Source organism: Clostridium sulfidigenes (assembly GCF_000732635.1).
GTDB lineage: Bacteria > Bacillota > Clostridia > Clostridiales > Clostridiaceae > Clostridium_J > Clostridium_J sulfidigenes.
The window spans coordinates 1-12,855 of the sequence record NZ_JPMD01000038.1 but is presented as its reverse complement, the minus strand read 5'-3'; the positions used below and the strand labels follow the sequence as shown (position 1 = coordinate 12,855).

At 29.0% G+C, this 12,855-nt stretch carries 15 protein-coding genes; 1 reads left to right on the top strand and 14 read right to left on the bottom strand.

The window, feature by feature from the left end; translation table 11 throughout:
• Window positions 1-153 precede the first annotated feature (153 nt).
• From IO99_RS14455 to IO99_RS14430, 6 genes are all read right to left on the bottom strand, one after another.
• On the bottom strand, window positions 154-387 hold the full coding sequence (locus tag IO99_RS14455; RefSeq protein ID WP_035134670.1) for a hypothetical protein: 234 nt from the start codon (window positions 385-387) through the stop codon (window positions 154-156).
• A 108-nt stretch (window positions 388-495) separates the two neighbouring features.
• On the bottom strand, window positions 496-1,209 hold the full coding sequence (locus IO99_RS14450) for a class I SAM-dependent methyltransferase (protein ID WP_035134668.1): 714 nt from the start codon (window positions 1,207-1,209) through the stop codon (window positions 496-498).
• 33 nt (window positions 1,210-1,242) lie between these two features.
• Complete coding sequence (locus IO99_RS14445) at window positions 1,243-1,473, bottom strand: shikimate kinase (protein ID WP_051824161.1); 231 nt, start codon at window positions 1,471-1,473, stop codon at window positions 1,243-1,245.
• Window positions 1,474-1,720: 247 nt separating this feature from the next.
• Window positions 1,721-2,197, bottom strand: coding sequence for a pyridoxamine 5'-phosphate oxidase family protein (locus IO99_RS14440; protein WP_035134666.1), 477 nt, complete (start codon window positions 2,195-2,197; stop codon window positions 1,721-1,723).
• Window positions 2,198-2,271: 74 nt separating this feature from the next.
• Window positions 2,272-2,889, bottom strand: a complete 618-nt coding sequence (locus IO99_RS14435) for a DUF6273 domain-containing protein (RefSeq protein ID WP_035134664.1) — start codon at window positions 2,887-2,889, stop codon at window positions 2,272-2,274.
• A gap of 368 nt (window positions 2,890-3,257) precedes the next feature.
• Window positions 3,258-4,064 carry a DUF1189 domain-containing protein gene (locus tag IO99_RS14430; protein WP_035134662.1) on the bottom strand — a complete coding sequence of 269 codons (807 nt, stop codon included), beginning with the start codon at window positions 4,062-4,064 and terminating at the stop codon, window positions 3,258-3,260.
• 326 nt (window positions 4,065-4,390) lie between these two features.
• Between IO99_RS14430 and IO99_RS14425 the strand changes: the two genes are divergently transcribed.
• Window positions 4,391-4,492, top strand: coding sequence for a putative holin-like toxin (locus IO99_RS14425; RefSeq protein WP_035134660.1), 102 nt, complete (start codon window positions 4,391-4,393; stop codon window positions 4,490-4,492).
• Between the two features lie 273 nt (window positions 4,493-4,765).
• Here IO99_RS14425 and IO99_RS14420 read toward each other — a convergent pair whose 3' ends face one another.
• From IO99_RS14420 to IO99_RS14385, 8 genes are all read right to left on the bottom strand, one after another.
• Window positions 4,766-5,080 carry a TfoX/Sxy family protein gene (locus IO99_RS14420; RefSeq protein ID WP_035134657.1) on the bottom strand — a complete coding sequence of 105 codons (315 nt, stop codon included), beginning with the start codon at window positions 5,078-5,080 and terminating at the stop codon, window positions 4,766-4,768.
• 290 nt (window positions 5,081-5,370) lie between these two features.
• Window positions 5,371-5,622: a hypothetical protein gene (locus tag IO99_RS14415; RefSeq protein WP_035134655.1), complete on the bottom strand. Its 252-nt coding sequence runs from the start codon at window positions 5,620-5,622 to the stop codon at window positions 5,371-5,373.
• 29 nt (window positions 5,623-5,651) lie between these two features.
• Window positions 5,652-6,194, bottom strand: coding sequence for a hypothetical protein (locus tag IO99_RS14410; RefSeq protein WP_035134653.1), 543 nt, complete (start codon window positions 6,192-6,194; stop codon window positions 5,652-5,654).
• Window positions 6,195-6,256: 62 nt separating this feature from the next.
• Entirely contained in the window at window positions 6,257-7,954 is a 1,698-nt protein-coding gene (locus IO99_RS14405) for a recombinase family protein (RefSeq protein WP_051824160.1), read from the bottom strand.
• Between the two features lie 139 nt (window positions 7,955-8,093).
• Complete coding sequence (locus IO99_RS14400) at window positions 8,094-8,507, bottom strand: hypothetical protein (protein WP_035134651.1); 414 nt, start codon at window positions 8,505-8,507, stop codon at window positions 8,094-8,096.
• Window positions 8,508-8,724: 217 nt separating this feature from the next.
• Window positions 8,725-11,271, bottom strand: a complete 2,547-nt coding sequence (locus IO99_RS14395; protein WP_035134649.1) for a hypothetical protein — start codon at window positions 11,269-11,271, stop codon at window positions 8,725-8,727.
• 598 nt (window positions 11,272-11,869) lie between these two features.
• Window positions 11,870-12,328 (bottom strand): NINE protein, encoded by a 459-nt coding sequence (locus IO99_RS14390; protein WP_003466824.1) that lies wholly within the window; start codon window positions 12,326-12,328, stop codon window positions 11,870-11,872.
• Window positions 12,329-12,331: 3 nt separating this feature from the next.
• A complete protein-coding gene (locus IO99_RS14385; RefSeq protein ID WP_003466845.1) occupies window positions 12,332-12,616 on the bottom strand; it encodes a Mor transcription activator family protein in 285 nt (94 codons plus the stop codon).
• Window positions 12,617-12,855: the final 239 nt, after the last annotated feature.

The window sequence follows — 12,855 nt, the reverse complement described above, 5'->3', positions numbered from 1 at the left end:
GCTTTAGCCAATTTATATCAATGGCTAAAGCTATTTTTCACATTTTTTTATACGGTGTATAAGTTCTGCTCACCAAATCAAAGATCTGGAGCATCACTTACGGTACGGTTCTTAACAACACTCCTAATATAATTTATTTAATGAAATATCATTTTAACTATTTCTTTTTATATTTTTTCCAACTTCAATACCCAAAAACATTCCTATAGGCGTACATATAAGTGCATTCATTATATAATAACTAGAAATAGCGCCGATTACAAAGCCAAGGATCATACCTTCAGACATATAAGTTTCCTTATGGTTTTTCTTCATCACTTTTATTGCTGTAACAACAATAGTACACACCACTATAACTGTAAATATTATTTGAATTATGTGTTTCATTTCTATATATCTGCCTCCTCAATCTAAATTTTAAAATCAATTTAACAATATGATTATATTCCTTTAATAGTAGAGATTTCTGTAACGAAGGGGTAAGTTCATATCCGTCTATTTTTTTCCAATAATCATTAATTGAGTGGCTCCTGCTAAACCATACTTGTTCATCCATTCCTTCAGGTCTTCAAAACGTTTCTTTATTTCTTCATACCTTGGTGACTGCCTTATATTTTCTATCCTTTTCCCAACAGCAGTGTATATTTCTTCAAACTCATCTGTATTTGTACTAATCTCATCACTATATTTAAATTCGAAAGCATCAAGAATTTTAATGCCCTGTGATCTTATAATTTCCTTTATTTCTTCTCTTCTATAGGTGTAATTATGATTCATTCGGTTAGTAATCATATCAATATCTGCACCTATATGATGTACATAAACATGTGCCATCTGAGCTTCGTTCTGATGATCACAGAACATCTCATTTATAATAAAAATCCCATTAGTCTTTAATACCCGCTTCATTTCTTCAATTACCCTTGTTTTATCTGATAAATGATGTAGAGTATTTGATAGACAAACTGCATCAAAGCTTTCATCTTCAAAATCCATATTTTCTCCATCCATTTTAATTAACTCAACATTCTTTGTATGAAGCTTTTCCCTAGTTGCATCCAATATTTCTTCATGGCTATCAATTCCAACAATCTTATCATACCCCTTAAGATTTTCACTCAAAAGTTTGATGAAATCTCCTCGTCCTGTTCCTACATCTAAAATCTTTCCTCCATAAAACTTGCTAAGGTTCTCTTTAATAATCCGCACATTACCACTCCTTTTTCTACCATCTTCATAAATTTATCCTTGAGAATTTTGTTTCAAATATTCATGTACTATTATTTGAACATTCTTATTTAAGTCCTCATCTCCATTTAGTCGAAGTACTTTACAAGGTAACGTATTAGCCCATTGTGCATAAATATAATCATCTATATCAAAATAAGGGAATTTAAGTTTTTCTGCAACCAATTTTCCTAATGTTGTTTTTCCAGAGCCAGATGAACCAAAAATAATAATTCCTCTTGCCATTTATTTTACCTCCTTAACACAAGATTCTTATTTGTCTTACATATAAAAATTATTCTTCCTCTTTAATTGTAACATATTTTGTAAATTAGTATTACTTAGGATACGTTATTTCCACTTGCAAAAATAGCCTTAGGCATTCGTATCAATGCCTAAAGCTATAAACCACACTTGGTCTTAATTGAATATTTATAATCAGGTAGTGTAATTTTTTTGATCTCAAGTTAGAAACTGCTTATTCTTTACGGATTTATTTCGCCGTTTTATTGATAAAATCAATTTCATACTGATGTTGACCGTATTTTTTTTCATTGTCAGTAATTGTACCCTCTGTGAGAGAGATACGCAGAACGATTGAGTTAGGATTGTCTTCGTCGCCAACTTCATCGAACCAATCGAAAGTTTTTTTGAATTTCGCTCTGATTTCCGCATTCTTCTCGTCCTTGACCCAACCGAGATTTTCAGCCGTACCTTGGAACGCATACCAATCTAACCCACAGACAGAAACCTGGTTGTTCTTCTCAATTTGTAGCATTTTACTTTTTTTTGCATCCGTAGAAACATAAAATACACCGTCTTCATAATAAGCGCATACCATACGGACAGCAGGACGAGGATTACCGGCAGCGCTTGAGGATAGTGATATTGTCGCAAGGGCAATAACTTCCTCTTTGCCATTTCCACAACGTTCCTCCATAAGTTTCATTGCATTTTCATACTTGCTCATTTTTTAATTCTCCTTTAAATTTAATTATTCTATGCTGTAATTATAGTAAAGCCACTTTAAAAGTTACCCAATATTTACAATTCAAGCTTTAGCCACAAAGCAGGACGAACACCGCCTGTACATTTGCCATCACTGATGTTACCTTTCAATATATTGTTGCCTTGTATACCTATATTACCGTCAGTCCCGAAGATGTACACGGCTTTTACATTAACTCGACCGGGTGATCGAAGCCACCACCACCAACTCCCTTCTTTACCCAGAAGTTTTGCTATTCGCTTACTGTTGTTTTCATCTTTTCTTTGAAACCAATATCTTTGATTTTTCCCTCGGTTATACAGTTTTGAAGTGCTATCACCAAAATATTTGCACACTTCCTCAATGCTTAATAAAAATATACTGTCTTCCGTATCTGCTCCGCCCTTTGAACCATACCACTGATTATCAAGATTTTTATTTATTACCGGAATTATCCTTGATTTATCAGTTGCATTGAATTTGTCATAAAATTCACCATTAAGATATTTTCTTAACGCGCAGTCAGCCCATGTTATATCTTTATACGCATCATGGTAAGGGCGTTGTTCTATAATATCTTCGGTTATAATCAAAGCCGTATTGTTTTGTATGTCAAGCACACGCCAATTATAACCGCCCAATGATAATGCTGAGTCGATTTTAATATCTTCCATTTAAGCACCTCTTTCTTTGTAATAGTTAATCTGCCTTACCCTTCTCCTTAAATTGATTAATAATTATTATATCTCACATAAATGATTTGGTAAATCATTGAAATAAAAAAATTTCTCAACCATGTTAAAAACTAATGTAAATCAGATTATAATATGAACTATATATCTTCAATTCTGATTAACGTAGAAAAAGCTACAGATTTTTATACAATCTGTAGCTTCATTTTTTAATTTTAATATATTTTTCATTGCATATCATAAAGGGAATTTTAATCCCCTAAACAGACATACTATAGGGAGTCATCGTTACTTACGGTACCATTCACCGTAATATTTATGACATTAACCTTTTTATTTGTTTTATACACCTAATCTAATAAAATATTATTCCTAGAACTTTTTAGTTTGTTCAGTGCAAAGCCAATATAAACATAAGCTATAGTATGATATACTAACCAATAGAAACTAAAATGTTCTATACTTAAAATTTTCAAGATTGTATTTATTATAAGCGGAGTAGTTAGTGCATAAATACTTAAGCTATACAACTGCCCATATTTCAACTTTGTTTTAAAAATTCCATTGATTATAAGGGCAAATAGAGCTAAAAATAGAGAGCTTAATAGTCCACCCAAGAAATACCCAAGGATATTTACAATAAAAATAAATGGTATAATAATCTTTGCATAATGAAAGTAGCTATATGCTATATCTTTATTTATGGTTAATCCTTGTAATGATTTGAATTCGATTACTTGAGTTTGTAATTGGTTCTCTTTTTGAATAATTTTATCTTTTAGTATTAGAATACCTTCACTATAAGAATCTAGAACATCTGGATTAGTACTGTTAGTTGTATCTATAATAATATAATTATCTTCATCCTCTGATAAAACCATTGGCATAACGCCCTCAACACTTAACTCTCCATTTATAAGCTCAAAGTTTGGACAATTGTCATTATATATTTTTATAAACTCTGATATACCATTATTAACCTCAATAGATCCTCTTATAGATCCAATAGCTCCAAGAAACAGCGATATTAATAGCAAATATAGTACTGCCTTCCCAGTAGTTTCTTTTAACACATTCTCATAATGCTCTATTCCTTGAATGCTACCTATTATTTTCTTCCAAAAACTTAACTTTATTTTTTCTGTATTATCTTCCATAAAACCCTCCCAAATATATAAATATTTCTAATTATATATTTATTCGATAATTTCAGGACAATTCCTCTTTGTGATTAGAAAAGAGCTACATCACTTATAGTATGGTTCACCGTAGCTATTATAAATGAGGTTTTCCCATTTTATTCTTGTGTGTATATTCTACATAAGAGGAAACTCACTATTCACATACGTTCATATGAGTAAGTTCAATTAACTAAATCATAGATTTAGAATTTCACTTATGGTATAATTCTAAAGTACAATTTTATAGCTAACTGTGGGCTACTGGTATCACTTACCTCTTTTATGAAGGGAGGTGATACTTAATGAGTAATGACGTTTTAATGTTACTATTTACTGGTGGATTATTTTTATTAGCACTATTAACATTTATGGTGTTACTTATAGATAAAATATCAAAAAAATAGTAGCCCCACGCGCAATTTGGAAGCTACTATTTTTATTACCATAAAAATATGTGATAGCAGTTGCCTAAGCAACTAGAATTGTATATAGTAGAGTGTTAGCGCACTCTACTTTTTTATTATCTGCATTTCTTATTTAGCTTTGCATAAGTTCGATTAACTAAATCATAGATTTAGAATCTTACTTATATTATATCAAATTTTTATCAAAAATAAACCTAAATAATTTTTTCTATTTAAAAATCTTTAACTAACACATAAATTAGAATTCAAAAATTACTTTTTTACTTTTGGAGCAGGAAGTTCTTCATACATTTTTGTAATCAGTTGATATAGAAACTCTTTATTATCAACATCGTCAACCAAAAACATTGGTTTTGCCCCATCATAAGGCAACTCTTCAATTGCTCCTAGCATCAAGTGTCTACTTGTCTTGGTTATCTTAACCAAAAACCGGTCATCGTATATTCCACCAAAAATTTTTCCTCGAAAATATAAAATATATTCTCCCATCATTTTTCTGAAGGAAATATCGTCCAGCGTATCTAATTGCCCAATAATAAAATCTAAATACTCTTGACTAGAAGCCATATCCTATCCCACCTTACAAATTTACTATTTATCTCTTCCTCAAATTTATTCTTAATTATATTATAACATATTTTGTTAAATTTTAATTACTTATGATATGGTCTTTTCACCTACAAAAACAGCCTTAACCAAGTAATATAAATGCCTAAAGCTATAAACCTCACTTGGTCTTAAAGGAAACTCGACTCACTTCGTTCGCTGAGTAAGTTCGCCTAACTAAATCAAAGATTTAGAGGCTTACTTATGGTACGGTTCTCCGTATCAATATTAAGTGAGGTTTTTAATTGTACTTAAAGTTCTTCTATGTCTATTATATAACTTATACCTATACTAAATTGCTTTTTATTGTCTAATAATAGATATAACATATCATCCTCTTCCTCATCTTTAGCTAATTCTAAAAACAATAATCTACCTTCTATTACCTTACCTTCATTATCTGTAACTCTTATCTTAGAACCTAAATCAATATATATGTCCATACCACTCATATTGTTCTCTTTTGTAACCTTTATACACGGAATAATATTTGTAACTACCATTTTATTCACACTCCTTAACTATGAATATTTTATTTAACTCTATTTATATTATCTAGTACCCTACCATGATAAGCTGGGTCTTCTTCCTCTGCATCAAATACAACTTTTCTGTCTATTCCAAATTCATCTAACCAACTATAATCATATAAATCAGTCCACGAAACTATAAATACTTTATTAACTGTATTTTTTATTAAATCGTCCAATATTTCTTTACGTTGTTCCTCATTCTTTCTACATATTGAATCTACTGGATATAATATAGATACATTATATTTTTCACCTTTCCATGACATCTTATTTATTGTATCTATATACATCCTCAAGTTTCCTATTTTAATTCTTGTATTCAATTTTTCTGATTTTAACTTATGTTGAAAAATACTATTTATATTATCTTTTCCGTTAATCCTAAATAAAACTTTAACACCATCTTTTACATTTTTATTTAAAGTTCTCAAAACTTCCATATGTTTTTCATATTGATGCGTTCCGGTTATAAACATTATTTTTTCATTATCTGATTTTATAAATTCTATAATCTCTTTTTTTAAATTCTCTCTATTATTCATAATTTCTCTCCCTAACATTAGATTTCAATTTTTCTATATAAATATAATTATAACATTATACATTATATAACAATACTTAAATTCAATACCTTCAATCCAATATTTATTAACATAAAAGAAGAAGGAATACCTTTAATAGGTACTCCTCCTTCTTTTACTAGATATTCAACTAGCTTATCATTTATATTAAGTTTTATTGATTCTATTTCTCTTGATTCATTCATCGTTATTTCAGATATTATCATATGTAGTAACTTTTTCTGTTGCTCTCTACTTACACTACTATTTAATACTTTACTGAAATTCATAAGTATATCTTTAATGAACTCATATGGTATCTCTTCACTTACATCCTCAGAAATTGTGTTTAGTAACGGCTTCTTTTCTTCTTCTAAAATTCTGATTTTCTCATTTAGTTCATCCTTTCTAATTTGAAACTCCTCTTTAGTTAAGATATCATCCTCATATGCTTCAAAGATTTTTCGTTTTCTTTTATCTAGTTTTTCAAGCTCTTTATCTATGTCACCTAACAATCTTTTAGCTGGTTTAACTTTATCTTTTCTTTCCTTATTAATGTTTTTAACAACTGCTTTAATCATTGCTTCATTAGACACTAATTCTTCAATCTTTTTAAACACATATTCATTAGCTTTATCTACTCTTATTGTATTACTATTGCAAACAGAAGTTCCTTTATTCTTCCAATTACCACAACAGTAATAAGCTATTCTCTTTTTAGTACCATCTGCTAATGTATTGGTTGTCCTAGAAATCACCATACCAGCTCCACACTTAGGACATCTTAGTATTCCCGTTAATGGATATTCTCCATCATATATTCTTGAGGGCTTTCCTTTCTTACTTTCTAAAATTAATTGAACTTTATCCCATAGCTCTCTATCTATAATAGCTTCATGTTTTCCTTTAACTCTTATTGGATTAGGATTTATATTCCTTCTTCTTTTCTCACTCCAATTTTGTCTTACATTATATCTTATTTCTCCTATATATACTGGATTAGTTAGTATATCTCTTATACTTCCTACTGAAAAGTTATTTCCTTTCTTAGTTTTATATCCTAATTTATTTATTTGATTAGTTATTGCTTTATATCCCTTTCCTTTACTATATTCATTAAATATAAATCTTACTATTTCGGCTTCTTTTTCATTGATTTCTAGTTTGTTTTTCCCCTTTTTTTCTTCTTCTGGTGAGTTATTAGGTACTAAGTCATATCCTAAGACTCGTCCACCGCACCAATTTCCAGATTTCGCCTTTGCAATCATCCCCATCTTAACATTCTGTGCAATAGTCCCCCTTTCAAACTCTCCTATTAAAGCCATCATTTGAAATTGCATTCTTCCTGCTGGTGTATCTGTTTCAAAAGGTTCTGAATAAGATTTGAATGTTATATTGTTTTTCTCTAATAGACTTACAATCTTTAAAACATCTTCTAACTTTCTACTTACACGGTTTATCTTCCAAGATATAACCATATCGAACTTTCCTTCTTTAGCATCACTTAAAAGTTCTTTTAATGCGGGTCTATCTTTTATGTTTTTTCCACTTATTCCTCTATCAGAATAACATTTATAGATTATGTAATCATTAGCTTTACACCATTCTTCTAAAAGTCTTTTTTGTTCATCTATACTATATCCAAATTCTGCCTGTTCATCGGTACTTACCCGGCAATATATGGCAATTATTTTCCTCCTTTTTTCAATTTTTATATCATTAACCAATTTCTTAAATCCCATAGAACTCCTCCTAATATCTAATCAAATTTATAATATATACTTAACTTTCTATTTCACTACCCTAAACTTATTATGGAAAATATCGTAGTAATTACATTTCGATATTTCAATACTTCGATATTTTCCATTGTTAATTAATCTATATAAAATCAGATAATTTTAAAAATTCTTTCTCAACTCCTAATGGTTCAAATTTATATATGAATATATAATCTTTCAACCTAAATTTTCTCATTACTTTTTTTAACATTTCTCCTACATTACCAATGTCATTACAACATTCCTCTTGACTAAACCCATATGAACCTATTAAGTTAAAATCAAAAAAATTAATTACTATTTTATCTTTGTCTTCCCTATTTAAACTTACATGGTAGATACCTGTTGAACAATACAATTCTGTAATTAACTTTTCTATCCATCCTTCTTTTCTTCTACTTCTTTTATTTTTCATAATAACTAACTTATTATGAACAGCTACCCATACACTTTTATTTCTTAACTCCATGTATTCACTTGAGTCACATTCAAATTTTACTTTAATATTATTCATTTCTAATCTCTCCTCCATATATGCTTATTAATTTACATTGTATTTTTTAATTATTTTCTTCTTTTACACACTCTCTAGTAATATAATTAATTATTATTTCTGAAATTAAATCTATTATTTCTTTGCAACTATTAATATTATTCATTTTACTAACTCCTTTTATCTTGAAATTATCGACATTATCGAAGTATTGAACCACGATAATGTCATTAATAAATTAAAAATCAATTACTTCTGATTCTGATTGTATAAAATTAGCTATATCGGATACTTCCATTGATGATTGTCCACAAATAAGTTCTTTAGGACTTTTACGGATTTCAATTTTCCTCCCTAAACTAGTATTGCTTGTAGAAAATGTTATTCCCTCCATAAGAAGATTAGATTTTAATTCATTTAATCTTCTACTAAGTACATTAGGTTCTTTTGCCCATAGCTTTGATTGAATATCAATCTTTTCATCTTCTGCAATGGAGTTTAGAACTTCTAATAATTTAGATGCTGACCCTTCAAAATACTGTGTATTTTCCATTAATCTAATAATTGCTGTTGCAATTGGATTTGAGCTAACTGCTTCATCATTAGCTTTATGTTGGTTATTAAGGTAGGCTTTTAAAAACTTTTCTCCACCAATACCACAAGCTTCTGCTATAGCATATCCCCATCTAGTAAAGTCAGCCATTCTTCCTAGCTTCTTTAACTTTACACTAGGATAAATAGTTAACGCTTTTGATATAGTACTAAATATAGCTCCTAACATTTTAGGTTTATCTCTGTTAAACTCTTCCCATACTTCACTTTCTTCCTTTCTTTCATCTTCGGATATTCTTTCAAGTCCTAAAAGTAAACTTCTATCTAATAAATCTGGTCTTGTTGCTACAACATTTATTCCATTAAGAATTACTGGTACTTTATATTCATATATATTCTCCTCATCATCTGTATAAAGCTTTCTTCTACTAAATCCTCCCCCTGTAGCAGCTGTGCATAATATGTCACTCTTTTCTGCTGAAATACTATCTATGTTATCAAAACATGGTAAGTAATTATTATGTAAAACTAATGATAAATCTGTTGAACTCTTAGGCATTGATATTACATCTCTTGCTGATGGGTCAACTATGCTTCTATCCATTCTCATAGTAGTTGTCTTTGATGCTCCCTTTTCGCCATGATAAACTATTATAGGATTTCCTATACTTAAAAATTTGGTAACAGTACTAACAGTATGTAAAATTTTATCTTCATCTGTCTTAAATCTATAATGTTTATTAATTATAGATATGTCATCATACTCTTCTGGTAAAACCTGTGGTTTCATTGTCTTACGTCTTATAAATAATATTTGTCCACTATTATCAAGCTTCCAACCTTCCGTAGTAATTTTTATGAATGACCATTCCTTATCACCTAGGTCATAATAAATAGCTCCTTCTCTTTCCGTGCACCTTTTAGCTACATTAATCTCTTCTCCATCATATTGAGCTAAAGCTTCTAATACACTTACTGCTTGATTAATTGAATCCTTAGATGGAGCTTTTTTAGTTTCTTTGAAAAATCGCTTAACTAAAAAAGATTTATAGTCCTGTCCATTAACTTTAAGTACTAACGGATTTCCTTCTCTCTTTATGGCTACATACTTTTCATTTAATTCATTATGAAAAAACTCATCTTCTTCATTCATTGCCATTTCAATCATTATATCTGCTTGACTTTTTTTCTCCTCTTTTAGATTTTTATTTCTACTTTTTTTACCTTCATAGCGCTCCCTAAGAGTTTTCCAACTCTCATGGGAACAGCTATCATGATGGCACTTAGCACTTATTCCACCTTCATGAAATTGAGTTATTGAAGCTGATTTATCTGTATGTTTTTCATTCCAAGGACACCTTTTCAATACATAACAAGTTCTATCTGACTCATCTTTTATTCTATCTATATCTATTCCATACGTATCTAGCCATTCTTTAACGTCAATTTTACTTTGAATTTTGCTAGTATTACTTTTCTTTTTAGCTTTAGTTTTATTTCCCTTTTTAGGCATAAGCTCTGCTATCTTATTTATTAAAACTTCCTCTACTACTTCAAATTTTTCTGGTACATCTACAATTCTTGACCTTCTATGGGGTCTTCCTTCAATGCTATCTCCTTTACAAGCAATAGTTCCATAAAGCTTGGTTATTCTAGCTGGATTATAATTAGTAGTATCGACTTTTGCTTTCTCTGTACTGAATTTATTATCTAGCACTTGTAAAAAAACTTTTATATTTTCAGTTACTTCCTTAGTATTAGGTAAATCTAACTTATATAATAAGTGATATCCATTTCCACTACACGCTTTAACTGGTTGTGGAAATTCATTATCATCTAAAAACAACTTAACTTCATCAGCAATTTTATTAGCATATTCAAGTTCTTCATCAGTTGATGAAATTCCTGATGCTCTGCATGGGTCAATATCAATAAGTAGTAATTTTCTTCTTATAATATCTGAATCTGATGTAGTATGTTGTGCATAATCTAGCAACTTATCCTTTGCTCTTGCCATTAAATCATCTGAAAAAACATTAAGTGTGAAAAAAATATTATCTACACCATCGTATTTCTGAATATCACTTAAAAGCTTGTTCTTATCAATGTAGTATCCACTTCTAGTTCCCTTTTTTGTTTTAAGCATTCTAATCTCTAATGGATTTTCCATCTTTTCTAAAACATTTAACCCTTTCATTACTTCTTCTCTTAATTTTAAATTGTTATTACTCATTCTTCTTCCTCCTAGCCTTTGTAAACGTTTACTAAACTACATAGTATAAACCAATTTGCTATCTTTTCCTATAAATAAATCGAATTATTATTTATATTTATTCATAGCTTATATTGTTTTATTTACTTTATATTTTGTATTATACCAATATTTTTTAATATGTAAACACCCTCAACCTTTGCTATATCAAGGCTTCCACGTATTTTAATTCACTATTTTTCAGTTACATTCATCGCCTTCCAACCCAAGACTTCCTGGCATAAAAACCTAATCAACTTTTTAAGCCTAGATTTCCTTACTCTTAACCAAATTCCAACCAACCCATTGATTCCACTTGGTTTATAGCCATTTTTGCTCTTATGTATTTTATTTCCCTTTGCATATTTATACTTAAATTACTTCATTTTTGCATAAATATTTTTTATTTTTTTTTAGTTTTTCCTAATTGTACTTAAAAATATCGTTGTTATCGTATTATATATAACGGTAACAACGATATATTCCCCCTAAAAAAACACCTTACATCATATTTTACAAAAAAAAATCACTAAATATCTATTAAAAATTTAATAAATATCTAGTGAAAATTTATTTATAATTAGACTAATTCCTCACCTGTTGCAGTTTTCATTTTTCCTCTAAAAATATTTACAGCATCTACTATTGACCATACGTTATTAACTAAAACTAAAGGCTCAAAGAATATTATTGCTATTAAAAATATTGCTACTTGGATAAATCCTTTTTCTTTATAGCCTAAATAAAAATTATGAATTCCTATAGCTCCTAACAATATTGCTGAAATACCAGCTACTACTTTAGAATTTCCTATTGGTTTACCTGTCCCATTACTTCCTTTTAAACTATTAGATATGTTTATTTTTGAATTCTTTAATTTACATCCACAATTTAAACATACTTCTGCTCCTTCTTTATTCTTAACTTCTGTACCACATTCACTACAGTAATTATTACCTTGTCCTTTATTTGTTCCACAATGAACACATACAACAGCTTTTTCATTCTTAAATTTATTTCCACATTCTTTACAATACATAATTTATACCTCCACTTTTTCCTTATTTTTTTCTCTAATTATTTCCTTACTTATAACTTGTTGTAGCCAATTACACGTATATCCTAATTTCCTTGACAACTCTTTTAAGTTTTTACCATTATAGTTTTTATTTAAGTATTCTAATATGTAACTTTTAGAATATAATCTCATTGGAAAAGTTACTTGCTGACCTCTGTAATTCTCATATATCTTTAATGTAATCTCCTCTCCCAATACTTCCACCATATCTTTATAAATACCACTATAATTTTCACTCTTTTTACTCATACATATATTTACTCCTCCTTTTCATTTATAATATAAATAATAACCTCACTTACATTTTTTGTAATGTTGATTATATATGTGATTTTCTATTGTAAAATCACATATATAATTTCAATATCTAAAAATAGACATTGAAACTTTTGTATTAATATTACTTATCTGAATCATTAATATAAAAAGAGTTAATGCTCCTAAAGTATAGAAACATTAACTCTTTTTTTAATTTTATTTATTGGTAT